Genomic DNA, 24,697 nt, shown 5'->3' with positions numbered 1-24,697 from the left:
GAATCTGCCGTAGATGTATTTACGGACCATCCGGGAGATTTAGTTCTTTTTTGAGCCATGTTGTGAATATGTCCAGGTCGTCAGCCCTTTTCCGGTTATCCAAGGACAATATGATATAGTCGATTGATGTTGTTTCAAAACCATACGGGGCAACAAGAAGGCCGTGCTTTATGTCTTCGCGGACTAACGGCTCAGGGCCGATAGCCAGTCCGAATCCCGTGGAGGCTGCTTGCAGGCTGAAGTAAAAGTGGTCGAAATATTTTTCAGATTCAGTCTCAATACGTTTGCCGGTAAGATCATGCCACTCTGACCATGCCTCCGGTCGGGTTCTGGTGTGGAGGATCTGTTTCGTATTGCTTTTGTGCTTTTTCCAATATGCAGGGCTGCATACCGGGCCGACGGATTCTTTACCCAGAACAGTACAATTGTAATGGGAAGGCCAGCTAAAGTCCGATCTTCTTATAGCTAAATGGACTCCTTCTGCCGAGAGGTCTATGGGGCCGCCGCCGACAGAAAGGTGGATGTCGATTTGGGGATTGGACGCTCTGAATTCATCTAATCCGGGCATAAGCCAGCGCATGGCGAGGGATGGTTCACAGGAAACCGAAAGCCTGCGTTTTGAATCCGGGATGCGTATTGCTTCACTGATTTTCTCCAGCTTCGCCAACGTTTCCTCAACTCCGGCAGCCAGTTGTTTTCCTTTTGCGGTTAAATAGAGTCTCCGGTTACGCCTTTCAAAAAGTTCAAAGCCGAAGAATTCTTCCAATTGTTTTACAGCCCTGCTGACAGCACCATGAGTGATGTTTAATTCCTGTGCTGCCTTGGTAAAGCTGTTGTGGCGGGCTGCTGCCCTGAAGCTGACAAGTGGTTTTAGCGGAGGAAGATTGCTCATTTTTATCTGTGAATTTTATTCATGTAAAATGTGATTTCTTTTCGTTTTTAATCTCACTTAAATCAAGATATATCGAGTGTCATTGAATGTCCATTGAGGAGGTGATTTGTGACTTTTTTTGAATCAAATTTATTTGTTGTTGGAATCGTGACCATTTTGGCTGTTGTCAGTCCGGGACCTGATTTTGCCGTAATTGTCCGGAATGGATTGCGTTATGGCCGTAAAATGGGGTTAGCAACAGCCCTTGGTATTGCTGGCGGGGTGGTTGTGCATGTTACTTATACCCTTTTAGGGCTGAGCTATCTCGTAGCGGAATTTTCATGGATATTGGAAATTGTGCGCTATATCGGGGCCGCATATCTGATATGGCTTGGGGCGTCGGCATTTATTCCAAACGGGAAGGATGTGGAAATCGAGTGTGATGAAGAAGCTGTTCCGGTGGAGTTTTGGAGCGCATTCCGAAATGGATTTTTGTGTAACGCACTTAATCCCAAAACTATGATGTTTTTTATCGCGTTATTCACTCAGGTTATTTCCCCGGAAACGTCGTTGATGACCAAAGTCGGGATAGGGGTTTATATTTCGTTGACCCATTTGGTGTGGTTCTCATTCGTCGTGTTTGTGCTGACAAATCCGCGCACCGTGCGGCTTTTTGGGCAATGGCGAAAAGCGATTGAGAATGTTGTAGGTTGCTGTCTTTTGGGATTAGGGGTGAAGTTGGCTTTGGATACTTAGCTTTAGTGAATTGTTGATTTACTAAAAAAGGGTTCAGGAAAATCATCCTGAACCCTTTTTTTATGCAATCTCCGCATAAATTTTTTGCCTTAACCCGGCACTGTGCTTTAAAACACCGACCTCGATATCCACAAAGTCATACAGCCTTGGCCGCTTGCCGTCAGCGGGGCGCAGGATTCTGCCGATAATCTGGACCAGTCTTCCTTTTGATTTGATGGGCGAGCAGAGGAATAGGGTGGACAATCCCGGGCAATCAAAGCCCTCGCCAATGAGCGATGCGGTGCTGGCCAGCACTTTAATCTTGCCTGCGTTGAGGTCATTGATAATTTCTTCGCGTTCACCTGCGGGAGTTTTCCCAGTCAGCACGGCGACTTCTACACCTTGATCGAATAAGAGGTTAGAAAGGGCGTCGAGGTGGGCGGTGCGGTCGGCGACCATGAGCATGGTTCCCGGATTCTGCTTGAGTTCCTTGCTCACGCAGGAGGCGATGATTTTGTTGCGCGGATAATCCTCAGCAATGGCGGTCATCATGAGTGAATATTCTTCAGAAGCATTGCCGGCAAACCTGAATGCTGTTTCCACGGTGAAAATTTCCGGCTTAAGGATCGCTCCGGTGTCGCGCAGCAGGTCCGGGTTAACCCGATGTACTACAGGACCGAGGGTCAAGTTGATCATGCGGTCCAACCCATCCGCACGATAGGGGGTTGCGGAAAGACCGGTCAGGTACTTGGCGTCGAAATTTTTAACTACCTTCTGGAATGTGCTGGCCGGGGTGCGGTGGCATTCGTCAACCACAATATGACCGAATGTCTTTTTCAGGTCCTTCAGACGGTTACGGGCAGTTTGGATTGTTGCCACTGTCAGCGGTTTGATCTTGAATTTCCCACCGCCGATCTGTCCGGCCTCAATGCCCAGAAACTGGTTGATGCGGTCAATCCACTGCAGGAGCAGTTCCTTGGTATGTACGATGATCAGGCAGGGCTGTTTGCGCTCAGCGATCAGGGCTAATGCCATAACAGTTTTGCCTGCTCCGGTTCCTGCTTCCAGCAAGCCTTGAGTCTGGTTGGTAAAGGATTGCAGGGCTGCCTGCTGGTAAGGACGCAGTTCGCCTTTGAAGGAAAAATCTACAGGATCGAGTTCCAGCCGTTTATCTTCGTAGGTAGGTTCAATGTCTGCGGCTTTGGCAATCTGGTGAAGTTCAATGCCGAATCCGCGTGGGCAATGCAGTCTTTTTTTGCGGTCACCGGACCACATCTTGATATATTTAGGAATTCGTTTCCCGACCCTGCCCCGGTATTTGATGGCATTGATGTAATCAGGGTTCATCAAGGTTAAAGCTTCCTTGATTTCATCAATTAGTTCTTCGGGGGCATCGGTAATGGTCAGGTCTTTTGAAATTTCGATCAGCATGTATACTCCTGTTGCTGCCCATTTAGCTTATGGAGCGCAACAAGTCGACTATGTTTTTCGATCGCAGAAGAATAGCTTTGGTCTTGAAATACGTCAGTTTCGGTTTATCTTTATTGACTTTCTTGTTTTATAAAATTAGTAGCACTAAAATAGGATTCGTATTCGAAGCTGGTGTGTTTGTGTGGGTAAGTAGTGTTGAATAAGGGGTGAAAAATGGAATCGACCGAAGCTGGAGTATACTGGAGCAATGAATGGAAACGTATTTATGCGAACTCATCCATAGCCATGCGCAGGTCAAGCAGACCTGAATACTGGAATAGGTGTGCGGATCGTTTCAGCGCCATGGATAACGGAGCTCTGGATAGAGTTCAGGCCATTATGGAACATACAGGTCTCGACTCTACGAGAACTGTTCTTGATATAGGCTGCGGTCCTGGAAATCTGGCAGTGCCACTGGCGAAGCAATGCGCAAGTGTTACCGCCTTGGACCCGGCGCAGTCCATGCTTGATAATCTTGAGCGATTCGCGCTGAGCGAAGGGGTGAAGAACATCACCACCATCCCCAAAGGATGGGAACAGGCGGTGCGGGATGGAGAAATTATTCCGCACGATCTTGTGCTTTCGTCCTATTCTCTGATCATGGAAGACATGGGCAAAGCTCTCGCCGACATGCATAACGCGGCCTTAGATACAGTGTGCATTTTCTGGTTCGCAGGGCGGGAGTGCTTCGGCTACGATAAGTTTTGGCCCGTCCTTTTTGGCGAGGAGTATTCAGCCGGACCGGATCATACAATTCTTTTGAATATTTTGAATTCCATGAATATACATCCCTTCGTAAAAATATTCCCTCTGAAGCATGTAACCAGCTACGCATGCTTGGACGATGCCGTACAATGCTGGCAGGAATCTTTATATGTAACTGACGCAAAGCATCGGGAAATTATCCGTGAAATGCTGCTGGAATTACTTGATACGAGTACGGAAACTCCGACACTGCGGCGAGAAGTGCAATGTGCCATGATCTGGTGGAATAAGAAGTAAGCATAACTCTATGTAATCATGTAGGCTATGGATTTCATTTTGTTTACAGTGGTTTATTGACTTCTGTAGTGCTTATGTTATTGCCGATCCAGAATAAAGGAGTTCGGTAATGAAGTGTATAAAAGTTCTTTCTCTGTTGGTTGTTCTTATTGCTGTTTCTGGATGTGGAAAGTTTGATGTGATGAACAGGCCGACCCCTGACTTGTTGCAGGCTGAACAGGTCTGTATTGTGAATAATCCGGAAACACGTGAAGGGTTTCAGGCGGCTGTAGGGAATTGGTTGACCAAGGAAAATATCAATTATCAAGTCGTTCCTGCTGGTTCTAAAAATAGCGCTTGCGACTGGGTTCTGCGTTATTATGGTTTCTGGTCATGGGATGTGGCCTTGTTTCTCTCGGATGCAGAAATTACAGCTTATCATGATGGGATGGAAACCGGAGAAGTAAAGTTGCGTGTTGGGCAGTGGGATGCATATAAGTTCGAATCAGGTGAAAAAAGAATCAGCAAAATGATGGATATGCTTTCCGGTAAGGTCGATCATTATGTTCTTGCGAAGCCAAAAAGAAAAGTCGAAGCGAAATAGTTTTTAATTATATCTGGCATTATTTAAGAAACAGGGTTCAGGAAATTTTCCTGAACCCTGTTTCTTTTTAAATTTATCTTGCGTTACTTCCTTACCCGTACAATACGCCCTTCATTTGCTCTCAGTATTTTTTCTTTCGGATAAATTTTTTTATAGAACCAAGATCTTATGGCAAAATTTAAAGAGTATAGAGAAAAGTACGCATGATTTTGGATTCTGAGGGTTAATTTTATACGAAAATGGTAGCTTTTGCGCCAAATGTAATATATTATAATGTCCGGAGATGGTCTAAAGGAGGGAGTGCAATGAGAAAGTATATTCTTTTAATAATATGTATTGGCGTTGTTGTTTTTGGAGTAACGGCGCATGCGTCAACCTTTGCGAACGATGTTGACTATTTTATGGGAAGCGGGCTTTCTGCAAGCTCAGTTCGTGCGAATTCCCTGAATTCGCTGGGAAGCTATGATGCTCCTGCTGTGGATGGTCAGAATATCGCGGTTGGGGGAAACTATAACTTCCTGAGTCTCGGTATGGGCGGGAGTGCTGTGTTTTCCTTCGGAAGCACTTTTACCGGGGCAGTTACTATTTATGAAACTACTTGGAATCGTCCCAATAATCATAACGAATATGCTCAGGTCTGGGGCGGAACAGCTGATGTTATGTCAGATTCCGGAATAAATCTGGGCAGCGATGCCTGGGTATTGCTCAGTCCTTCAATTTACAACCAGAATGTTGATTCATCGGGTGGGCAGACTGTGTTCACGAACGGAATTTATAGTTACCTGAAGATTACAGATATTACTGGCAGTGTGCAGGGTGGTACTAACGGTGACGGTTTTGATATAAATGCTGTATCTGTAACTCCCACCCCCATTCCCGGTGCGGTCTGGCTTCTCGGAGCTGGTCTGGTTACATTGGTCGGTGTGCGCAGAAAGATGGGAGTGTAGGCTCCGCTTAAATTACCTGCTGAAAGGGTATAGAAAAAGAAAAGGGTTCAGGAAAATTTTCCTGAACCCTTTATTAGTTTCTGGCGGAAAGGGTGGGATTCGAACCCACGTATGGTTTGACCCATAACTCGATTTCGAGTCGAGCGCGTTACGGCCGGACTTCGCTACCTTTCCACTCTTATGAGCAAGACCGATTCCGGCGATCCGGTCTTGGAAGGCACGATTTATATGTGTTTTTGTGTTGATTTGCAAGTGAAAATGAATGGAATTGCGGGTAGAGATTAAAAATATACATTTAATGCCGGATAGATGCGGGATGTGATTGGATTGATGTTTTATGATTTCAGGGCGGCTTGATTTATAGTATGCTGACATTTGTATTGCGTGTGTTCAAGTAGTGGACAACTTGATTGATATATCCTTTCAGGAGGGAGCGGTTATGAGCAAAAGCTATTTGCCGGTGATTTTAAGCGGCCTGTTATTACTTACTTTACCATGCCTGACTTACGGGGCGGACTATTCCGTTCCCGATGATTGTCCGTGCAAGGAGTCAATTTCGGAGCTTGTACAATCGTACGAAGGGGATCAGGTCTTCAAGTTGCTCATTGATGAAGCGTTTCAAAATATACAGCCTACCCCGGAAGGCTATCGTGCCGGGGGGAATCCTTGGCAGGGCAAAAGCTTTGCGGACATGGTTCCATTCTTTGTTGAGTGGTGCTCTTTTCTGCCCGAAGCAAAGGGAAGCTCAGATAATGGGCTTTTGTACATCGAACAAATGGACCTATTTGCCTATAATAATCCATTTGGTAGGGCTGCATTTCAGACCCGTCCGGGGATTATGATTTTCGATAATTTCGCGAAAGAGCGCGGCGATTTTCTAAACAGCAAGGCTTCAACAAAATATGTGGCCCGTTGGTTGGCTGATCCTCGTATTGAGAAAGAAGAGTATGTCTTACCGGACCCGAAGGCTGCTGATGGTGGCTTCAAATCTTACAATGATTTTTTCTCCCGTAAGTTCAAGGATATAAAGAAAGTCCGTCCCCAGACAATGCCGGAGCGTGATTACGTAATCGGAGCACCTACTGATGCCATTGTAAATACCATTCCGGCAAAACTGGTGGCTGAAACAGCAACAATACCTACTAAGGGAATGCAGGTCCTTAACATCAGGCAGTTGCTTGCAGGATCAAAACATTGGGAAAAATTCGTGGGCGGGACGGCCATGTCCTGCATTTTGATGCCTAATACCTATCATCATTACCATTCTCCTGTTAGCGGGAATGTTATCGAGACAAGGCTTATCGACGGTGCCTTGCTGGGAATGGAAGACTTTCCTAAGTTCGTACCTACTACTGGTAATGTCGGCTATTATGGGGCCAGCTTCGGTGCATTTGAAAGTTACCAGCGCGGATACTTCGTCATTGATACCGGAAAGTACGGATTGGTCGGCGTGGTCCCGGTCGGTTTGAGCACCGTGGGGTCGGTTATATTTGAGGATAAATTTCTCAAGGCCAATGGCCCGGTAGCGGTCAAGCGTGGGGATGAGCTTGGACATTTTTTGTATGGCGGATCACTGGTGATTCTGGTTTTTGAGCCGGGCAAGTATAAATCAGGGGCTATAAAGGTCCGGCTGGGGAATCAGATCGGTATTTTTGATACCAGTTCAAATAAATAGGTGATAAATAAAAAGTATCGCTGAAATGTTTTTAAAAGATAAGTCCCTAGGCGAAATGCTCGCCTAGGGACTTTTTAGTTAGCAGTTAATTTATACTCCGCAGATCCATACAAACAGGACGAAAAACGCAGCAATTGCAGCTAGCGTAAGCCCTATTGATAATTGTCCATTGGAAGTATCTTCGGCTTCAGATTCAGATGAAACTGACTTTTCATTGTTAGCAGATAATAATTTAGACATAAGAATAGTATCCTTTTGTTTTAAAAGAGTAATAGGTTCACCTAAGACAAAATAAGCCTTGGTGTCGTCAGTCGGATTTAGAACTCTATTTAAACAAAGGGGGGAGCACGGGTTGGTATAATCCTGTGCGCAATGCGAGGTATGAAACCTCTGCTAACTTCTTTAGACAGAAATGCAGTAGCCCTGACAAAATCGATACTTAATTTTGTGGGCGGAAAAGCTAAGGGGCGTTCTTGATCGGAAAAAAAGTTGTCTACTGGCTGATCTGTCTCAACTATGTAAGTTGTCGATCCTACAGCCTTGGGAGCAGAGTGGATAAAACTGGAATCGTGGCTGAGTTGTTCCCTGCTATCTAGCGGACGCACGCTGTCCGTCGGCATCAGACATAATGCCAACAGCAGAAAGACGATTAATCGCGTTATGTTGCAGGTTTTGTTTCTCAAAATTCCAGCTTGTACTTATTTTTTGCGTTTATGCAGAAAAAAACTCTGCAAAATTTCCTTACACTCATCCTCACAAACTCCGCCAATAGTCCAGAATTTGTGGTTGGTAAAGGGAAGTTCCGTGCCTTCCAGATTTGATACTACAGCACCTGCTTTGGGGTCAGGTGCGCCGAAGACTACACCACCAACTCTCGCATGGATGATTGCGCCAAGGCACATGATGCACGGTTCCAGCGTGACCACCAGAATGGTTCCGCGCGGCAAGCGGTAGTTATCCAGTTTTTCGCAGGCATTGCGGATGCAGTTTACTTCCGCGTGTCCGGTGGGGTCATTTTTAGTGAGCGGGGTATTGTTTCCGGTAGCGAGGAGCTCACCTTCAGCCGTGAAAAGGGCCGCGCCAATGGGGACTTCATCATGCTGGCGGGCCTTGAAGGCTTCACGCATGGCAATGTCCATCATAGCGCGCCATGTCTGGCCCTGCGGAGGTTCAGCGGGCGGGGTTCCTCTGGTAATAATATTTGTCATTTGGAAATATGATGCGCTATCGCGCTTTGTCGGGTGATTTCGCCTCCGGCGGCCAAAGGGGATAATCCCCTTTGGAATCCTTAAGGGTGGCTTTAGCCTGTTAAGTTAAAACAAATATTAAAATTAAATAAAAAAGGGGAGAGCAAAAACTCTCCCCTTGATAATTTCCGTACTGATCTGCCTTACAAAGCGGCGAAGTCCTATTAAACTGTTTTGAAGAGTCCAGAGAAACTTTTGCAAAAGCTTCTTTGGCCCTCGGAGAGCCGCCGGAGGCATCTCAATTACAAAGACTTAATATAATTCACGCCACCTTCGAGCAACGCCAACCCGAGAGTGGGGATGTCGCCACGGGTCCACTTGGGATGGTTGGTGGGGTGGTTGTATGCCTCAGGGTGGGGCATGAGTCCGAGAATGCGGCCGGAAGGATCAGTGAGACCTGCGATGCCCAGCGGGGAGCCGTTAGGGTTGGCAGGGTAATCCATGGTCACTTCGTTGGATTCAGGATCAATGTACTGAACAGCGTGGAGGTTGTTCTCCACGATTTTTTCCAGCATGGCGTCATCAGCGGGGATAATTTTACCTTCGCCGTGACGGACCGGAACGTTGAGAGTTTCGATTCCCTTGGTGAAAACACAGGGGGAATCGGGGTTGGCCTTGAGGTGTACCCAGCGATCCTCGTATTTAGCGGAATCATTGTAGCTGAGCGATACCTGACGGGTGAAGTACTCACCGCCCACTGCGGGCAGCAGGCCGAGTTTGACCAGCAGCTGGAATCCGTTGCAGATTCCGAGAATCACGCCGCCGTCTTCAAAGAATTTTTTGATCTGGTCCACAAGCGGGGTTCCGTCTGCGGTGTGGGCGTGTTTCCAGCGGAGCGCGGCAGCCTGTGCTGCTCCGAGGTCATCGCCGTCAAGAAAGCCGCCGGGAAAAATCAGGAAGTTATATCCTTCCAGAGTTTTTTTACCTGCAGCAAGATCGGAAAAATAAGTGATGTCTACTTCGTCTGCGCCTGCTTTTTTAGCGGCATGAGCAGACTCGTGTTCACAGTTGGTTCCGTAACCGGTGATGACCAAAACTTTTACGCGGGCCATATATTTTTGTCCTCCAGATGTTGACAATAGAAATATTCCAAGACTATCTAATGCGTGTTTTGAAGAGAGGAACATAATTGCGGGTCAGCCTCCCGTCAACACTCTATATTCCTCAGGACGTACCGCTAACACATTTTTTTTAAGTGGGATACGCCTGAATATGAGAATGTTAACGGGGCGGGTGCCTTTTTGTGTTTTTTTCATAGCTATCGACTTTATTCGCTGTCCATTTTGTTTTATGTAACAGCGATATTTTAAAATAAATTGTCCGCCACGGGACGGGAGCGTTATGAAAACCAAATTTATATTCATCACCGGGGGCGTGTTGTCCTCACTTGGTAAAGGGCTTGCAGCAGCATCCATCGGCGCACTTCTTAAAGCCAGAGGAATGACCGCAACCATTCAGAAGCTTGATCCTTATATCAATGTTGACCCCGGCACCATGAACCCTTTTCAGCATGGTGAAGTTTATGTAACTGACGACGGTGCAGAAACCGACCTCGACCTCGGCCACTACGAGCGTTATCTCGATATTCCGTTGAGCCAGAAAAATAACATGACTTCCGGTCGTGTTTACCACAACGTTATTACCAAGGAACGTCGTGGCGACTACCTCGGCGGTACCGTACAGGTGATTCCGCACATTACCGATGAAATCAAGAATGCCGTGAAAAATATGCCTAACGGCGAGGACGTGGCCCTCATCGAGATCGGCGGTACTGTTGGTGACATCGAAGGTCTGCCTTTCCTTGAAGCTATTCGTCAGCTGCGCTCCGAACTGGGCAGCGAGAATGTTCTTTACATCCACCTGACCCTCGTACCTTACCTTGCTGCTGCAGGTGAAGTTAAGACCAAACCCACCCAGCACTCCGTTAAGGAACTGCGCGGAATCGGTATTCATCCCGATATTATTCTCTGCCGCAGTGAAGTTGATCTGGATGAAGATATCAAACGCAAGATCGCTCTTTTCTGTGACGTTGACCGTGATGCGGTTTTCACTGCTGTTGACGTAAAGTCCATCTACCAGCTTCCGCTCAGCTTTTATAATGAAGGTCTGGACCAGAAGATTGCTATCATGCTTAAGCTTCCGGCCAAGAATTGTAACCTTGATTCTTGGATAAAGCTCAATCATATTCTTGAGAATCCCAAAGGCGAAACTACAATCGGCATTGTCGGTAAGTATGTGGACCTTAAGGAAGCATACAAGTCCCTGCACGAAGCCCTTATCCACGGCGGTGTTGCCAACGAAGTTAAGGTTAACCTGCGTTATGTGAACTCCGAAGAGATCACCCCCGAGAACGTCAAGGAAATGCTGGCCGGTCTTGACGGCGTGCTCGTTCCCGGCGGTTTCGGTAACCGCGGTGTTGAAGGTAAGATCACTGCTATCCAGTATGCACGTGAAAACAAAGTGCCTTTCTTCGGTATCTGCCTCGGTATGCAGTGTGCTGTTATTGAATACGCCCGCAACGTCATGGGGCTTAAGGGTGCCAACTCCGAAGAGTTCAACCCCGATGGTGATGATAATGTAATTTACCTGATGAAAGAATGGTACGACTATCGTACTAAGAAGACTGAAAGTCGTTGCGAAGAAAGCGACAAGGGCGGCACCATGCGTCTTGGCGCATACCCCTGTAAAGTTGTTGAGGGCACCAAAGCAATGGCGGCTTACGGCGAAACTGAAATTCAGGAACGTCACCGTCACCGTTATGAGTTCAACAAAGAAAAATTCGCAGATCAGCTTGTTGAAGCAGGTCTGGTGCTGAGCGGTCTCTCCCCGGATGAAGCTCTGGTTGAGATCGTTGAAGTAGCCGATCATCCTTGGTTCCTGGGTTGCCAGTTCCACCCGGAATTCAAGTCCAATCCCATGCATGCACATCCGCTGTTCAGGGATTTCATCAAGGCTTCCTGCGACAATAAAAAATAAAAATTAACTTTGTATTGCCCGGGGGTACTGGTATGCAGTGTTCCCGGGCAATCTTATAATTGGAGGGCAGTACCTTTTGAGCCCCGATGAATTATATCAAAAAAGTCTGCAGGGACCGTTCGTTCTGGCGGGACCTTGTGCACTGGAAACTATAGATGTCGCCCTGCGCGCTGCAGAAGTTTTGGCTGACATCGCTTCCCGTCTTAATGTGACGGTAATTTTCAAAAGCTCTTTCGACAAGGCTAACCGGACCTCCATTACTTCTTTCAGAGGACCGGGCTTGGAGGAAGGGCTTAAATGGTTACAGCGGGTTAAAGATGAAACCGGACTTCCTATTGTCACTGATATTCATACCCCGGATCAGGCCGCGCCTGTTGGCGAAGTTGCCGATGTGATCCAGATCCCTGCATTTCTCTGCCGCCAGACAGATCTTCTTGTCGCCGCCGCTAATACCGGACGGGTCATTAACGTGAAGAAGGGGCAGTTTCTTGCGCCCCATGACATGCGCCATGTAGTTGGTAAATTGCGTGAAGCAGGCAACGAACGCATCTGGCTCACCGAGCGTGGTGCATCTTTCGGCTACAATAATCTTGTTGTTGATATGCGTTCCATGGCGATTATGAAAGAACTGGGCTGTCCGGTGGTTTTTGATGCCACCCATTCTGTACAGCTTCCCGGCGGTCTGGACGGTAAGTCCGGCGGACAGCGGGAATTCGTGCCAGTGCTTTCCCGTGCCGCTGTGGCTGCGGGGGCTTCCGGCGTGTTCATGGAAACCCATCCTGATCCGGACTGCGCTCTTTGCGACGGTCCTAACAGCTGGCCTCTTGACCGTGCTGAAGATTTGATCAAGGACCTTCTGGCTGCCTGGAGCGTTGATTATGTCTGCTAAAGTTCGTGCTGAAAAAATCAAGCTGCTTATTCTTGATGTGGATGGCGTGCTGACTGACGGCGGTCTTTATTACGATAAGGACGGGAACGTTACCAAGCGGTTCAACGTACAGGACGGCCTCGGAATCAAGTTCGCGCAGCAGGCAGGTATTGAGTTGGCGGTAATCACCGGGTTGAATCACGGTGCTGTCGAAAAGCGTGTTACCGAACTCGGCATTACCGAGTACTACCCGGGCCAGAAGGAAAAACTTCCTTTTTATGAGAAGCTGCTTGCTGAGAAAGGGCTGAAAGACGAGGAAGTCGCCTACATTGGTGACGACTGGATTGATGCCCCGGTAATGGTCCGCGTGGGCCTGCCCATGGCAGTTAAGAATGCCCAGCCTGAGATTTTCGGTATCTCCAAATGGATTTCCAGCCGTGAAGGCGGGCATGGAGCCGTGCGTGAAGCGATTTCTTTTATTCTTGACGCGCAGGGCAAGTTGAATGACATCTGGAAAGAGTGGGCAGGCTAGATGAGCCGTGTCGGCTTAGTTTTATATTTGATTCTGGCCCTGTTGCTCGGGGTCTGCGCCGGAACCCTGCTTGGGAAGAAGTACGGAACTTTTCCGCATATGGCCCGTGGGCCGGTGGAGAATCCGTTGGTTGCAGATAAGAATCAGTCTGATATCTCTGCTGAGGAGATTGAACTGATTCAGGGTACAGGCGGTGATATCGAGTGGATTCTGCGGGCCGGAAGCGCTGATTATGATCAGGAAAAAGGGCTGGTCATGGCTGACAAGCCGCGGGTAACGTACTATCTTGGTCGGGACCGCAAGGAAGTCTTTGTCAGTGCCTTGCACGGTGAAGTAAGTCAGAAGGGGGAAGGTCTTAAGCTCTGGGATAATGTCAAAGGACATTACGGCGATATGGGGCTTGTGGCTGACCGCCTTGACTTCAAACCCAAGGACAATCTGCTTTTCCTCGAAGGGAATGTAAAGGTGCAGAGTCCTGCTGTTTACATAACTTCCAATCGGGTCAAGGTTGACCTTGTCACCCGGGAAATAATGATTGAAGACGGAATGGAAGCCCTGATTTCACCGGACATGGTGGTAATGCCTCAATAGAAGCGAGCATTCATTTGATTAATATAGCTGAAAATAGTTCATTGTTGCGCGGCAGGTCCTTATTTGCGTTGTTTTCTCCTGCCATTGTTTGTGCGGTATTTTTCTTTGCCTTTGTTCTGGCTGGTCCTGTTGCCCATGCCTACGATAAATCCGAGTTGAAAATTGCCCGGACTATTGCCAACGTCCGTTCCAAGCCCGATCTCAAGGGTGAGGTTGTCTGGGTTCTTTCTCCGGCGGAAAGCTTTCTGGTCGGCAAGGTGCAGGGGAGCTGGTTTCCGGTCTATCCTGCTTCTGCAAAAAAGGACGCCGAGCCTGTGGGTTATGTCTCCCGTAAGGTTGTTGTGCCAGCTGCAGCCGACAGCCCTGTAGCAGATTGGGGTGATATCCGTTACGTAGGTAAGGATTTGAAGTTCCATCTTGAGCGGACAGTGAAGTCTTCAACTGGTGGCATGATCAAGTCCGGTGATAAAATCAAGGTCGGCTTTCTTAAAGACGGCTGGTATGCAATTTTCAAAGCTGATGGCCCTGTAACTTCCGAGGCTGATGCCCTTGGCTATGTGAAAAAGGATGATGTGGACATCGTTTTCGATGATGCCCGTATCCGGTACGCTGTTCGTAAAATTAACGTGATTGAGAAGCCTGTGGCCACTTCAAAGGCTGTTGGCGTACTTAGTCCCGGACACCGTGCACAGGTTGGTACGGAAAAGGGCGGTATGTATGCTCTTTACCGCATTGATACCATGGTCAAGGACGATACTCCGGTCTGGGGTTACGCTTGGGGGCCTTTCCTTGCTGCTTATCCCAAGAATCTGGAAAAAGCTCAGATGGCCGGGATAGATGCCCGTAAGGCCGAGATCAAGGCGGAAGAGGTACGTAAGGCAAAGGCGGAAGTGAAGCGGGGAAGTGAATTGGCCGCCATGGAAGAAGCCATGGATGAAATGTTGATGGCTCCCGTTAAGACTAAAACTTTGTATGCCACTGCTGTGCTTAATGTCCGGTCCGAACCTAGTGCGAAGTCTCTTATCGTGGACAAGTTGGAACTAGGTGAAGCTGTCAGTGTAGGGCAGGAAGAAGGGAAATGGTATCCTGTTTTCAAGCCCGGTAAAGATAAAGAGCTTAAGCGTGTCGGTTATGTTTTCGGTACTTACCTTAAAGCAGAAGCTCCGGTCATGAAAAAGGAAAAACCGCGTAAAAAGAGTGTCCCCGGAGGTCCTGATGAAGTGCCTATCAAAATCACTTCCACCAAGATGACTTTCAGTGAGAATCGCAACCGGATTACTTTTGCCGGTAATGTTAAGGTAGTGCGTCTTGATGTGACCCTTACTTCTGATACTCTTACTGCACACCTGAGACCGGAGGGTGATTCCCTTTCCGATACTCAGGACAAGATCAAGAAGATCGTGGCCGGGGGTAACGTAAAAGTAGTCATGAAAAAGCGTAAAGGTCACTGTGACAAGCTGACTTATGTTGTGGGCGATTCCATAATTTATATGAATGGCAATGCAGAACTGCAGGATGGCCCCAACCTTATTCAGGGTGATGAGATTAAATTTTACCTGAAGGATAACCGTGCTGAGGTTGTTGGCGGCAGCAAGCCTATTGAGGCTATTTTCTACACTCCCAAAAATGTTTCCCCTTAGGGTTTTAAAGGAACATTATGTCTGCGATTATCGCCAAGAAACTGGTCAAGAACTATGGACCTAAAGAGGTTGTCCGCGGGATCGGACTGACCGTGCGCGAGGGCGAGGTTGTGGGACTGCTTGGGCCTAACGGTGCCGGTAAGACCACAACATTTTATATGCTTGTAGGTGTTGTTAAACCCACCTCAGGGGACGTCTATTACAATAAACAGCAGATAACCCGGCTGCCCTTGCATGAGAGGGCACGCTTGGGACTTAGTTATCTTCCTCAGGAAAGTTCTATTTTTAAAAAGCTCTCCGTGCGCAAGAACCTTGAAATCATTATCGAGCACACCGGTCTTTCCGGTAAAGATGTACCCAAAAGGGCGGATGAATTGCTGGATCAGCTCGGTATTCTCCGGCTTGCAGACCAGAAGGCCATGTATCTTTCCGGTGGTGAACGTCGCCGTCTTGAGATTGCCCGGGCCATGATCAACAATCCCAAGTTTATTCTGCTTGATGAACCTTTTGCAGGCATTGACCCGATTGCTGTTATTGATATCCAGGATATTATCTCGACTCTCAAGGATATGGGGTTGGGAATTCTTATTTCCGACCATAACGTGCGTGAAACCCTTTCCATTTGTGACCGGGCTTATCTCGTCTATGAGGGCAGGGTAATTCTCAATGGTTCGCCGGAGAGTATCGTGAAAAACACCAAGGCGCGCAGGCTTTATCTTGGTGACAGTTTTAGTCTGTAGACCTGCCAGCTTATAACTTAATAGTACAAGCCGGAACTCACTGGAGTTTCGGCTTGTTTTTTTTGGAACAAAGTTTGATGAATTTTGCCTTTGTAGATTTACAGTCGCGCAGAACATTGGTACACTTTTTTCATATGCACTTCTATTTTTGAAAAAATCCTTAAATTTCAGACAAATCAGAGGTCTTTCTTGCATCTTGAAACGGGATGTGGCATAGTTGAATCAAGCTCGGATTAGAAGATTGAGAAAAAAGTGACTAGTCCGATATTTAATGCAGAAATAAATCTGAATCTGAAAATATACGAATCAATTTACAAGGTGGCCTGAATATATGGGGTTGGAACTTAGACAACAATTAAAGCTTACTCAACAGCTGGTAATGACTCCGCAGCTGCAGCAGGCGATCAAGTTGTTGCAGCTTTCCCGCTTGGAGCTGGTGGATACCGTCCATCAGGAGCTCATGGAGAATCCTATCCTTGAAGAAGCTGAAGCACAGGAGAGAACCGATACTCCTGATGCTGATGCAGGCACCGCTACTGCCGAAGAAGCACAAATTTCAAAGGAAGCCGAGTGGGAAAACTATCTCGGTGAATTTTCCAGTACATCAAAGCAGTCCGCTTCCCGCGAGTCTGAATCATACGAAGAAGGGACTTCTTTTGAAGCCCGCCTGACCAAGTCGGCATCCCTTGAAGGTCATCTGCATTGGCAGATGAGTCTTTCCGATTTCACTGAGAAGGAAATAGCTATCGGTGAATGTCTTATCGGGAATCTAAGCTCGGGAGGTTTTTTACGGATAGACTTGGAAGATGTCTGTGAAACGTGCTATGCTGAAATCGAAGATGTAGAAAAGGTTCTACATCGCGTTCAGCGATTCGATCCGGTAGGCGTGGCGGCAAGGACTCCGCAGGAATGTCTGCTTATTCAGCTGGAAGCATTGAAGCTTGATAATGATCCGATTTTGGTTTCGCTGGTCCGGGACCATCTGGATGACCTTGAGAAGAAGCGGTATAAGCCGCTGGCAAGGAAGTTTAAGCTCAGCATGGAGGATTTGAAGAGTTATCTGGACTTGATGCAGACACTTGATCCCCTTCCCGGAGCAAGTTTTTCAAGCGGAGACTCTTTCTATGTCAGCCCGGATGCTTATGTTTATGAATATAACGGAGATTTTGTCATAGTTCTGAACGAAGACGGTCTTCCTAAATTGCAGATGAATGCATTTTATGTGGAGACTCTTGAATCAACCAAGGGAGATGACAAGGAATATTTTCAGGACAAGATGCGTTCCGCTCAATGGCTGATGAAGAGCCTGTATCAGCGGCAGCGTACCTTATATAAAGTTCTTGAATCCATAGTGAGATTTCAGCGCGATTTTTTCGCCCAAGGTGTCACCAAGTTAAAACCGCTTATTCTTAAGGAGGTTGCGGAAGACATCGAGATGCATGAATCCACTGTGAGCCGAATCACTACTAACAAGTATGTTTCTACTCCGCATGGAATCTATGAACTTAAATTCTTTTTTAATAGTGCTCTCGGTCTGGATGACGGTTCTCAGGTCGGTTCCGAGTCCGTCAAGGCGACGATCAAGAAATTGATCAGTGAAGAAGACGGAAAGAAACCCCTCAGCGACGAAAAGATAGCTGAGATTCTCAAAGAGAAACTGGAAGTCAACATAGCCAGAAGGACTGTAGCCAAGTATAGGACTGCAATGGGGATCCTCTCCTCATCCAAGAGGAAAAAGGTGTTCTAATGTAGTCCGGAGAAATCAACGCATATTCACCCTTTACTAAGGAGGCTCTTTATGAACGTAGCATTTACTTTTAAGAACTTCGACGCATCCGAACATCTTAAGGAATATGCAAACAGCCGTTTCTCCAAGTTGGTAAAGTACGTTAGCAATCCCGATAACACTGATATGCAGGTGAATCTGTCAGTTGATAAGTTCAGGCATGTTGCGGAAGTTGTTTTCAGCTCCGATCATATGCATGTCTCAGCTTACGAAGTGTCCGAGGACATGTATTCCACCGTGGATATGGTTCTGGACAAGCTTGAAGCTCAGCTTCGCCGCGCAAACGAAAAGATGAGAAGCCATAGGCGTAAGGAGGCAGCTCCTGCCCGCATGGATGTTCTCAGCTACGGAGAGGAAGAGTACAGGGAGCCTGTGATCGTTGAATCCGACTCCTTCGTTCCTAAGCCCATGAGTGTAGATGAAGCTGCAGAACAGCTTCAGACCCTCGACCATGAATTCCTCGTATTCCGCAATGCGGATAACGAAGCCATAAACGTAATATACCGCCGCAATAACGGTGACTTCGGTTTAATTGACCCAGGATACTAACTGATGAATATAACTGATAATCTGGCGAAGGATCTTGTTGTTCATGAACTGCAGGCCTCTGATAAGAGTGAAGTTCTGAAAGAAATGGTTTCCACCCTCAAAGACGCAGGTCTGGATGTGGATGTGGAAAATGCCCTTAAGGTCCTTAATGATCGTGAAAAACTTGGAACAACCGGAATCGGGGATGGCATAGCCATCCCCCACGGTAAACTGGAATGTCTTGAAGAGATTGTCGTGGTGGTCGGCCGATCTAGCGAGGGAGTCGACTTTGAATCTCTGGACATGCAGCCATGTAAGATATTCTTTATGGTACTGGCCCCCGAGCAGGGGGCCGGTGCTCATTTGAAGGTACTGGCACAGATTTCCCGGCAACTGAAAGACGAAGCGTTCCGGCAGGCATTTATAGATACAGAGGATAAGCAGGAACTGCTTAAACTTCTTGGTCTTAACTAGAACCGGTTTCTTTTCAAATTAATGAAAGTTAGATTAGCAATGAACTTAGGTCATTGCTAATTTTGTTTGTAGGCTATTGCGCAAGGAGGATAATGGGGTGGTCGATGTAGATTCCTTTCCGGTTATTGTTGTCAGCGGTCTTTCCGGGGCCGGTAAATCTACTGTTCTGCGAGTCTTTGAGGATCTGCGTTTTTTTTGTGTAGACGGTTTGCCTGCGAGCATGCTTCCAAGATTGGTTGAGCTGTTCAATACCCGTGACAACGCTTATCGCGGTCTGGTGCTGGGAATGGATTTGCGCCAGCTTGAATTCAGTGTTGACTGGGAAGCCACTCGTGAAGAGCTTACTTCCAAGGGCTATCGCCCGAGCATCCTTTATCTTGAGGCCCGTTTGCCGGAGCTTGTCCGAAGATACGCTACCACCCGCCGTCTGCATCCCCTTGAGTCTAAGGATATCGGCCTTGAACAAGCCCTTGAAAAGGAAAAAGAGATTCTTGGTGAGGTTCGCCAGCAGGCGGATGTGGTCATCGATACCACTACATATTCCATCCACGACCTTCGCCGCCGGATTCAGGAAAAATGGGCTGAATTGAGCGAAAAGACACGAGGATTGCGCGTTCATGTTATGTCTTTCGGTTTCAAACATGATGTACCCACTGCAGCGGATATGGTTATGGATCTTCGTTTCTTGCCCAATCCTTATTTCGAAGAAGAGCTCCGCCCGCTTTCAGGCCAGGATAAAGCTATTTCAGATTACGTATTAGGTACTGAACCGGGTTCAATTTTTATTGAGAAATATCTCGATTTCCTTCAATATGTGCTTCCTCTTTACGAGGCGGAAGGAAGGTACAGGCTGACCATTGCCGTAGGTTGTACCGGTGGACGACATCGGTCCGTCGCAACGGCCGAAAGGATATTTGCAACTCTTAAAGATAATGGTTATTCTGTCTCACTTGAGCATAAGCACATTCATTTGAAATAGTTTTATAGTTGAATATATCGGGAATTTTGATGGTTATAGAATCTAGCAAAAACGGAATTGTTCTCGTTACCCATGGTAACTTCGGGCAGGCGCTTATTGAAGCGGGTGAACTTATTGTAGGTCCTCAGGAGGGAGTACTTTCCCTAAGTGTTGATGTCTCTCAGGGCATTGATGCTGCTGTGGATTCTTTGAAGAGCAATATTGCCGAGGTTAATAACGGGAACGGAGTTCTCATTCTTACCGATATGTTTGGCGGAACACCCACCAACCTGAGTCTCTCCCTCCTGCAGGGTGATGATATTGAGGTGGTTACCGGAGTCAGCCTGCCTATGCTTCTGAAAGCTTTTCAGATGCGTAATGAGTCTTTGCAGAAGATGGCCGAAGAGGTCAGCAAGGCCGCGGCTAAAGGTATTGTAATTGCCGGCGAAATGCTGCGAAAACGAACTTCCAAAGGGTAGCCATGATGTGGGTGAGAATTGATAACCGTCTTGTTCATGGGCAGATTATTGAAACATGGCTCCCGTACACCCACGCGAAACATATAATCGTGGCTAACGATGCCGTTGCCGGGGATGATTTGCAGCAGCAGATCATGTCATTGGCAATTCCGCAGTCGGTAAGCTGTTCTTTCTGTTCAGTAGAGGATTTGAATGAGAAGATTCCTGCTATGACCAGCGGTAACGGCAGTACTATCATTTTGTTTTCATCCTGTGCTGATGTGCGTCGGGCCCTCGATTCCGGATTCAGGTTCGATACAGTCAATATCGGCAATATTCATTATGGTCCCGGCAAAAAGCAGATTTCCCCCAGCGTGGCTTTGAGTTCTGATGATGAATCCTGTCTTCATTATTTTAAAGGGCAGGGCATAGAACTCGATTTTCGCTGCGTTCCCAATGATCCTGTTCAGGTGAGGTTCTTATGAGTCTGTTCCAAGGATTAGCATTGTCCTTTCCCGTCTGGGTTGCACTGATTGGTTTTTTTTTGCGATTTTTTCACTTTTCCGCTTCACAATAAATCCCGGTCTTCTTGAACGTCCTCTTGTCGTCGGTGCTCTCTGGGGTGCTGTTACCGGAGATGTAGCCACAAGTCTCAAAATTGCTGTCTTTTTCGAACTTTTCTGGCTGGATAACATTCCAGCCGGAACCTATATTCCTCCCCATATTCTAGCCCCGACATTTGCCGCTCTCACGCTGACCACCTCTTTTGCGTTTACCGAAGCGCGTCAGGTCATGGTTATCCTGCTGGCCTGTTTACCGCTTGCACGCATCGGAGCGTGGATGGATTCTTCTCTCAGGCAATGGCATAACAGGGGACATAACAAGCTGATCGGCTGGGCCCGCAAGGGTAAGGCGGGTGATCAGCTCCCGCAAAAGCTGGTTTTACGCTCTATTTTAAGAACTTTTGTCACTTCTTGGCTTTTTTTCTGGACAAGTACCATAATCCTTCATTATATACTTTGTATATTTTTTCACAAATGGGGACCACTGGTCGCCGGTGTGGATATGAAATGGTCTTTTTTATGGATTGCAGCAAGTCTCGGAGGTCTTCTGGCCCTCAGATTGCGGAAAGCCTATGCCACTTTTGTCTTCGGAGTGGTCTTTTTTGGCTTTTTTATCCTTGCCGGGATTATATAGACTTGGCATAGAAAAAAGATTGTGATAGAAGACACAAGCTCAATTAGCTACCATATTTCTTAGGAGGAAATCATTATGGCTATTATCGCAGTAGGACACAAAAACCCCGATACCGATACCATTGCATCCGCAATCGCAATTGCTGACCTCTGGTCCAAAGCAAAAGAAGAAACCAAAGCTGTTGCACAGGGCGAAATCGCTCCTGAAACCGCTTTTGTTCTCGAAAAGTTCGGTTGCGCTGCTCCCGAAGTAATGACCGATGCTACCGATCAGAAAGTTATCCTCGTTGACCACTCTGACATTGCTCAGTCCATGGACAACCTCGATAAGGGTGAAGTTGTAGCAGTAGTTGACCACCACAAACTCGGTGATGTTACTACCCCCAACCCCCTCGAAATGTGGGTATGGCCCGTAGGCTGCACCGGTACCGTTATCAACGCAATGTACAAGTTCTACAATGTAGAAATCCCCAAAAACATTGCTGGCGTACTTCTCTGTGCAATCCTCTCCGACACCGTTATGTTCAAGTCCGTAACCTGCACCGATGCTGACAAAGAAGCTGTTGCAGAACTGGCTAAGATCGCTGGTGTTGAAGACGTTATGGCTCTCGGAATGGAAATGTTCAACGTTAAGTCCGCAGTAGCTGGCGCTTCCATGAACGAACTCATCTTCCGTGACTACAAAGATTTCGATATGTCCGGCAACAAAGTTGGCATCGGCCAGCTCGAAGTTGTTGACCTGTCCGTATTCAACGACATCAAAGATGACCTCTACGCAGAACTTGAAAAAGTTAAAGCTGACGGCCGTCACAGCTGTTTCCTGCTGCTTACCGACATCATGAAAGAAGGTTCCGAAATGCTCATCGTTTCTGACGATCCTTCCGTTGTTGAAAAAGCATTCGGTGTTGCTCCCGAAGGTACCAAAGTATACCTCGAAGGCGTAATGTCCCGTAAAAAGCAGGTTGTACCTAACTTCGAGAAAGCTTTCTCCGCATAAGTTAAGTATACATCGTTTCTTCAGGTCCGGCAGAATTAGTTCTGCCGGGCCTTTTTTGTTACAGGTTGGTTGAGGTTGATTTCGTGTATTAATTTTTTTAAGTTTCTTTTTGTTAGGTTCAACCGCCTGTGGGCATTAAATATGGGGTACTATGAATATTACTTTGCTTTGTTACGCTACCTTCGCTGTTAAGAGTCCTGAGAACTCTGAAGCATATCCTATAGCAGAAGGCGAGACAGTTACAGATGTACTCGGAAGGGTAGGGATTCCTATTGATGAGGTAAAAATTGTTTTTATTAACGGTAAGTCTTCAAAGTTTGATACAGCACTTCAGGATGGTGACCGGGTTGGTGTTTTTCCAGCAGTAGGTGGCGGCTGATTTTTTTATTTGATTTAAATTTCTTCTTAACTGGGTAATGTATTAGTTTTTTGATGTTTTGTTTGTGAGTGAGTATATACTTGGATAAATAAAAGTAATATTTATTATATTGATAATCTATTGAACCCATGGTATCGGCTTATCCGTTCAGGAAAATTAAATACTCCTGAAGGAGGAAAATATGGGCAGTAGATGCCTTTTAAAGTCAAAAATCCACAGGGCAACCATCACCGACGCAAATGTCGATTACGAAGGTTCTATTTCAATTGATGTGGATTTGCTGGAAAAAGCGGGAATCCTTCCCTTTGAACGAGTCGATGTGTTGAATGTCGATAACGGGGAAAGGCTTACCACCTACGCCATTGAAGGCGGTCCGGGTGAATTTTGTTTGAACGGCGCAGCCGCACATAAGGGTGAAGCCGGACAAAAGATTATTATTTGTTCCTACACATGGTTGGATGAAGATGAACTTGGGCTTCATAAGCCACAGGTTGTTCTTCTCGGTGACGGGAACAAGGTTAAGAAAGCTGAATAGCTCTACCAAAAAGGCGCGGTTTACCGCGCCTTTTTTTATTCCTATATATTATGTATAGAGTAGGCATCAGAAGGGAGGATTTAATGAAGAAAAGATTTATAGCGATATTTTGCGGTTTGGCTCTTGCGTCCGGTTGCGCTCCGGTAATCAAGACTCAATCTGTACCTGTTTCGACTAATCCCATGGGTGCCACTGTTTACGCAGATGGTAAAGTTGTCTGCACTTCTCCGTGTACGGTGGATCTACCGCGTAATGCTGATCATATTATTACGGTGAAGAAGGATCAGTACCGTCAGCAGGATGTGATCATTAAGCGTGTCTACCAGCAGGAAAAAGTGATGATGAAGGCGGTGTCTCAGGGGATGCAATCTTCTTCCATGGCAGTTGGTAGCGGTGGAGATAAAACAGCATGGGGAATGATGCAGGGGGTGAACTCTATTGATTCACAGGAGGAGACTGGCGATGCTTATGTGTTGGCTCCTTCTGCCGTGTCAGTCCAGCTTGTTCCGCTTACAGCACAGGCTCAGTATGAGATGACCGGATCAACTGCGCCGGATATTCAAAGCCTGACAACAACTGACCGTGCTCAAATCAGCTATATTCTGGAAACTATGAAATCCGGGACAGATTTTAACTGGACCAATTCACAGACCGGGATAAAGTATGATGTAAAAGTAGGGTCAGTGCTTCCCGGATATGATGCGCCGACCCGTTCCTTTATATTAAAGATGACCGCCCATGGCCAAACATCTAAATATGATGCCAAGGCCAGTAGGGTAGGTGAGGGTAAATGGAGCATACTCGGTAATGGTGCGTCTACTTCCATGATTACCGATGATAGGAGTGGGGTAGAAACTTCACAGCCGGCTACAATGAACTCGGATACTTTTTTAAAGGACGCAGTTAAGGCTGGTGCTATGGCTGCCCCGACAATACATGGTGGTGTCACGGCTAAAGGTGGTTCATCCAGTGAAGGTTGGGATGGTGATACCTACACGAAGAAGTCTTCGTCTACGAAAGTGAAGGCTGGGGTGAGTGTTAATCCTGCTCAGGCTTTGGAAGTTTTGGATATGATTACCAACGATAAGAAGTAGTCTTTTAGGTATTCGATAGTATAGAGGGTAGGGATGAATTCTCTACCCTTTTTATATTATGTTTATCTTCAATTACTGTGTAACCCGCACCATTAAGCCATTCTTGTAATTCAATGCTCAAATATACCAACAATAATTCAAAAACCCCTTGACCCCAAGCGCAGTTTTCCATAGAACCTCTTTCCTCGGCTGATGGCGGCCCTGAACGGGCGCAGCACAGCTGAGATTTTTTTTTGACTGACCGGACATTAGCGGTTGACATTCGGAGCGGGATTACATAGTTTCCCAATCCGCGCTGAGCGAAAGTAAGGCGCTGAGATCATTGAAAAAATATTTTGTGAGAACATCGAAATTAATGATTGACAGGGGCTGCGAGTTTGAATAGGTTCCCTCTCCGCACTGAGTGAAAGCAAAG

27 protein-coding genes and 1 tRNA gene are annotated in these 24,697 nt (G+C 46.9%); 22 read left to right on the top strand and 6 right to left on the bottom strand.

The annotated features are described in order from the left end of the window. Positions 1-19: 19 nt before the first annotated feature. Complete coding sequence (locus ACO05Z_RS11580; protein ID WP_421902331.1) at positions 20-892, bottom strand: LysR family transcriptional regulator; 873 nt, start codon at positions 890-892, stop codon at positions 20-22. Between the two features lie 108 nt (positions 893-1,000). Here ACO05Z_RS11580 and ACO05Z_RS11575 point away from each other — a divergent pair, with 108 nt between their 5' ends. Further along, positions 1,001-1,627, top strand: coding sequence for a LysE family translocator (locus ACO05Z_RS11575; protein WP_421902330.1), 627 nt, complete (start codon positions 1,001-1,003; stop codon positions 1,625-1,627). Positions 1,628-1,687: 60 nt separating this feature from the next. Here the strand turns inward: ACO05Z_RS11575 and ACO05Z_RS11570 are convergent, their stop codons facing one another. Next, on the bottom strand, positions 1,688-3,037 hold the full coding sequence (locus ACO05Z_RS11570) for a DEAD/DEAH box helicase (RefSeq protein WP_421902329.1): 1,350 nt from the start codon (positions 3,035-3,037) through the stop codon (positions 1,688-1,690). 213 nt (positions 3,038-3,250) lie between these two features. Between ACO05Z_RS11570 and ACO05Z_RS11565 the strand changes: the two genes are divergently transcribed. From ACO05Z_RS11565 to ACO05Z_RS11555, 3 genes are all read left to right on the top strand, one after another. After that, a complete protein-coding gene (locus ACO05Z_RS11565) occupies positions 3,251-4,078 on the top strand; it encodes a class I SAM-dependent methyltransferase (RefSeq protein WP_421902328.1) in 828 nt (275 codons plus the stop codon). 109 nt (positions 4,079-4,187) lie between these two features. Beyond that, on the top strand, positions 4,188-4,661 hold the full coding sequence (locus tag ACO05Z_RS11560; protein WP_421902327.1) for an Sbal_3080 family lipoprotein: 474 nt from the start codon (positions 4,188-4,190) through the stop codon (positions 4,659-4,661). A gap of 305 nt (positions 4,662-4,966) precedes the next feature. Next, positions 4,967-5,608: a VPLPA-CTERM sorting domain-containing protein gene (locus ACO05Z_RS11555; RefSeq protein WP_421902326.1), complete on the top strand. Its 642-nt coding sequence runs from the start codon at positions 4,967-4,969 to the stop codon at positions 5,606-5,608. A gap of 81 nt (positions 5,609-5,689) precedes the next feature. Here the strand turns inward: ACO05Z_RS11555 and ACO05Z_RS11550 are convergent. Next, positions 5,690-5,782, bottom strand: a tRNA-Ser gene (locus ACO05Z_RS11550). A gap of 265 nt (positions 5,783-6,047) precedes the next feature. Between ACO05Z_RS11550 and ACO05Z_RS11545 the strand changes: the two genes are divergently transcribed. Next, positions 6,048-7,283 (top strand): phosphatidylserine decarboxylase, encoded by a 1,236-nt coding sequence (locus ACO05Z_RS11545; protein WP_421902325.1) that lies wholly within the window; start codon positions 6,048-6,050, stop codon positions 7,281-7,283. Between the two features lie 90 nt (positions 7,284-7,373). Here ACO05Z_RS11545 and ACO05Z_RS11540 read toward each other — a convergent pair whose 3' ends face one another. The 3 genes from ACO05Z_RS11540 to ACO05Z_RS11530 all read right to left on the bottom strand — a co-directional run bounded on the left by ACO05Z_RS11540 (position 7,374) and on the right by ACO05Z_RS11530 (position 9,582). Then, on the bottom strand, positions 7,374-7,523 hold the full coding sequence (locus ACO05Z_RS11540) for a hypothetical protein (protein ID WP_421902324.1): 150 nt from the start codon (positions 7,521-7,523) through the stop codon (positions 7,374-7,376). Positions 7,524-7,981: 458 nt separating this feature from the next. After that, positions 7,982-8,491, bottom strand: a complete 510-nt coding sequence (locus tag ACO05Z_RS11535; RefSeq protein ID WP_421902323.1) for a nucleoside deaminase — start codon at positions 8,489-8,491, stop codon at positions 7,982-7,984. Between the two features lie 281 nt (positions 8,492-8,772). Continuing rightward, positions 8,773-9,582, bottom strand: coding sequence for a phosphoribosylformylglycinamidine synthase subunit PurQ (locus ACO05Z_RS11530; protein WP_421902322.1), 810 nt, complete (start codon positions 9,580-9,582; stop codon positions 8,773-8,775). Between the two features lie 289 nt (positions 9,583-9,871). Here ACO05Z_RS11530 and ACO05Z_RS11525 point away from each other — a divergent pair, with 289 nt between their 5' ends. The 17 genes from ACO05Z_RS11525 to ACO05Z_RS11445 all read left to right on the top strand — a co-directional run bounded on the left by ACO05Z_RS11525 (position 9,872) and on the right by ACO05Z_RS11445 (position 24,282). Next, complete coding sequence (locus ACO05Z_RS11525) at positions 9,872-11,506, top strand: CTP synthase (protein ID WP_421902321.1); 1,635 nt, start codon at positions 9,872-9,874, stop codon at positions 11,504-11,506. Positions 11,507-11,582: 76 nt separating this feature from the next. After that, the gene (gene kdsA, locus ACO05Z_RS11520) at positions 11,583-12,395 is read left to right on the top strand and encodes a 3-deoxy-8-phosphooctulonate synthase (protein WP_421902320.1); all 813 of its coding nucleotides are present in this window, start codon (positions 11,583-11,585) and stop codon (positions 12,393-12,395) included. Beyond that, a complete protein-coding gene (locus tag ACO05Z_RS11515) occupies positions 12,385-12,906 on the top strand; it encodes a KdsC family phosphatase (RefSeq protein ID WP_421902319.1) in 522 nt (173 codons plus the stop codon). The genes kdsA and ACO05Z_RS11515 overlap by 11 nt, the downstream gene beginning before the upstream one ends. Continuing rightward, positions 12,907-13,497, top strand: a complete 591-nt coding sequence (lptC, locus tag ACO05Z_RS11510) for an LPS export ABC transporter periplasmic protein LptC (RefSeq protein WP_421902318.1) — start codon at positions 12,907-12,909, stop codon at positions 13,495-13,497. A gap of 14 nt (positions 13,498-13,511) precedes the next feature. Then, on the top strand, positions 13,512-15,137 hold the full coding sequence (locus ACO05Z_RS11505; protein ID WP_421902317.1) for an LptA/OstA family protein: 1,626 nt from the start codon (positions 13,512-13,514) through the stop codon (positions 15,135-15,137). Between the two features lie 17 nt (positions 15,138-15,154). Next, the gene (gene lptB, locus ACO05Z_RS11500; RefSeq protein WP_421902316.1) at positions 15,155-15,877 is read left to right on the top strand and encodes an LPS export ABC transporter ATP-binding protein; all 723 of its coding nucleotides are present in this window, start codon (positions 15,155-15,157) and stop codon (positions 15,875-15,877) included. 331 nt (positions 15,878-16,208) lie between these two features. After that, entirely contained in the window at positions 16,209-17,624 is a 1,416-nt protein-coding gene (rpoN, locus tag ACO05Z_RS11495) for an RNA polymerase factor sigma-54 (RefSeq protein ID WP_421902315.1), read from the top strand. A gap of 51 nt (positions 17,625-17,675) precedes the next feature. Further along, complete coding sequence (hpf, locus tag ACO05Z_RS11490; RefSeq protein WP_421902314.1) at positions 17,676-18,212, top strand: ribosome hibernation-promoting factor, HPF/YfiA family; 537 nt, start codon at positions 17,676-17,678, stop codon at positions 18,210-18,212. A gap of 3 nt (positions 18,213-18,215) precedes the next feature. Beyond that, positions 18,216-18,665 (top strand): PTS sugar transporter subunit IIA, encoded by a 450-nt coding sequence (locus ACO05Z_RS11485; protein ID WP_421902313.1) that lies wholly within the window; start codon positions 18,216-18,218, stop codon positions 18,663-18,665. A 97-nt stretch (positions 18,666-18,762) separates the two neighbouring features. Next, a complete protein-coding gene (rapZ, locus tag ACO05Z_RS11480) occupies positions 18,763-19,644 on the top strand; it encodes an RNase adapter RapZ (protein WP_421902312.1) in 882 nt (293 codons plus the stop codon). Between the two features lie 29 nt (positions 19,645-19,673). Then, entirely contained in the window at positions 19,674-20,102 is a 429-nt protein-coding gene (locus tag ACO05Z_RS11475; protein WP_421902311.1) for a PTS sugar transporter subunit IIA, read from the top strand. A 2-nt stretch (positions 20,103-20,104) separates the two neighbouring features. After that, positions 20,105-20,566 carry a PTS sugar transporter subunit IIB gene (locus ACO05Z_RS11470; protein WP_421902310.1) on the top strand — a complete coding sequence of 154 codons (462 nt, stop codon included), beginning with the start codon at positions 20,105-20,107 and terminating at the stop codon, positions 20,564-20,566. Positions 20,567-20,579: 13 nt separating this feature from the next. Beyond that, positions 20,580-21,278 carry a PTS sugar transporter subunit IIC gene (locus tag ACO05Z_RS11465; protein ID WP_421904184.1) on the top strand — a complete coding sequence of 233 codons (699 nt, stop codon included), beginning with the start codon at positions 20,580-20,582 and terminating at the stop codon, positions 21,276-21,278. A 75-nt stretch (positions 21,279-21,353) separates the two neighbouring features. Continuing rightward, entirely contained in the window at positions 21,354-22,274 is a 921-nt protein-coding gene (locus tag ACO05Z_RS11460) for a manganese-dependent inorganic pyrophosphatase (RefSeq protein WP_421902309.1), read from the top strand. Between the two features lie 151 nt (positions 22,275-22,425). Continuing rightward, complete coding sequence (locus tag ACO05Z_RS11455) at positions 22,426-22,653, top strand: MoaD/ThiS family protein (RefSeq protein WP_421902308.1); 228 nt, start codon at positions 22,426-22,428, stop codon at positions 22,651-22,653. Between the two features lie 181 nt (positions 22,654-22,834). Then, positions 22,835-23,188, top strand: coding sequence for an aspartate 1-decarboxylase (gene panD / locus ACO05Z_RS11450; RefSeq protein WP_421902307.1), 354 nt, complete (start codon positions 22,835-22,837; stop codon positions 23,186-23,188). Positions 23,189-23,271: 83 nt separating this feature from the next. Continuing rightward, entirely contained in the window at positions 23,272-24,282 is a 1,011-nt protein-coding gene (locus ACO05Z_RS11445) for a PEGA domain-containing protein (protein WP_421902306.1), read from the top strand. Positions 24,283-24,697 lie beyond the last annotated feature (415 nt).

Origin of the sequence: Maridesulfovibrio sp., from assembly GCF_965230075.1 — a bacterium.
Taxonomy (GTDB): domain Bacteria; phylum Desulfobacterota; class Desulfovibrionia; order Desulfovibrionales; family Desulfovibrionaceae; genus Maridesulfovibrio.
Note: the sequence above shows the minus strand (reverse complement) of the source record. Positions and strands in the feature narration are given on the sequence as shown.

Bases quoted from the DNA above. Each gene is read 5' to 3' on its own strand.
- ACO05Z_RS11535 (WP_421902323.1), bottom strand. From the start codon at position 8,491: ATGACAAATATTATTACCAGAGGAACCCCGCCCGCTGAACCTCCGCAG.
- hpf (WP_421902314.1), top strand. From the start codon at position 17,676: ATGAACGTAGCATTTACTTTTAAGAACTTCGACGCATCCGAACATCTT.
- ACO05Z_RS11525 (WP_421902321.1), top strand. From the start codon at position 9,872: ATGAAAACCAAATTTATATTCATCACCGGGGGCGTGTTGTCCTCACTT.
- panD (WP_421902307.1), top strand. From the start codon at position 22,835: ATGGGCAGTAGATGCCTTTTAAAGTCAAAAATCCACAGGGCAACCATC.
- ACO05Z_RS11475 (WP_421902311.1), top strand. From the start codon at position 19,674: ATGGTTATAGAATCTAGCAAAAACGGAATTGTTCTCGTTACCCATGGT.
- ACO05Z_RS11545 (WP_421902325.1), top strand. From the start codon at position 6,048: ATGAGCAAAAGCTATTTGCCGGTGATTTTAAGCGGCCTGTTATTACTT.
- ACO05Z_RS11530 (WP_421902322.1), bottom strand. From the start codon at position 9,582: ATGGCCCGCGTAAAAGTTTTGGTCATCACCGGTTACGGAACCAACTGT.
- lptB (WP_421902316.1), top strand. From the start codon at position 15,155: ATGTCTGCGATTATCGCCAAGAAACTGGTCAAGAACTATGGACCTAAA.
- ACO05Z_RS11515 (WP_421902319.1), top strand. From the start codon at position 12,385: ATGTCTGCTAAAGTTCGTGCTGAAAAAATCAAGCTGCTTATTCTTGAT.
- ACO05Z_RS11540 (WP_421902324.1), bottom strand. From the start codon at position 7,523: ATGTCTAAATTATTATCTGCTAACAATGAAAAGTCAGTTTCATCTGAA.
- ACO05Z_RS11455 (WP_421902308.1), top strand. From the start codon at position 22,426: ATGAATATTACTTTGCTTTGTTACGCTACCTTCGCTGTTAAGAGTCCT.
- ACO05Z_RS11580 (WP_421902331.1), bottom strand. From the start codon at position 892: ATGAGCAATCTTCCTCCGCTAAAACCACTTGTCAGCTTCAGGGCAGCA.
- lptC (WP_421902318.1), top strand. From the start codon at position 12,907: ATGAGCCGTGTCGGCTTAGTTTTATATTTGATTCTGGCCCTGTTGCTC.
- ACO05Z_RS11560 (WP_421902327.1), top strand. From the start codon at position 4,188: ATGAAGTGTATAAAAGTTCTTTCTCTGTTGGTTGTTCTTATTGCTGTT.
- ACO05Z_RS11445 (WP_421902306.1), top strand. From the start codon at position 23,272: ATGAAGAAAAGATTTATAGCGATATTTTGCGGTTTGGCTCTTGCGTCC.
- ACO05Z_RS11570 (WP_421902329.1), bottom strand. From the start codon at position 3,037: ATGCTGATCGAAATTTCAAAAGACCTGACCATTACCGATGCCCCCGAA.
- ACO05Z_RS11565 (WP_421902328.1), top strand. From the start codon at position 3,251: ATGGAATCGACCGAAGCTGGAGTATACTGGAGCAATGAATGGAAACGT.
- ACO05Z_RS11470 (WP_421902310.1), top strand. From the start codon at position 20,105: ATGATGTGGGTGAGAATTGATAACCGTCTTGTTCATGGGCAGATTATT.
- ACO05Z_RS11485 (WP_421902313.1), top strand. From the start codon at position 18,216: ATGAATATAACTGATAATCTGGCGAAGGATCTTGTTGTTCATGAACTG.
- rpoN (WP_421902315.1), top strand. From the start codon at position 16,209: ATGGGGTTGGAACTTAGACAACAATTAAAGCTTACTCAACAGCTGGTA.
- ACO05Z_RS11555 (WP_421902326.1), top strand. From the start codon at position 4,967: ATGAGAAAGTATATTCTTTTAATAATATGTATTGGCGTTGTTGTTTTT.
- ACO05Z_RS11460 (WP_421902309.1), top strand. From the start codon at position 21,354: ATGGCTATTATCGCAGTAGGACACAAAAACCCCGATACCGATACCATT.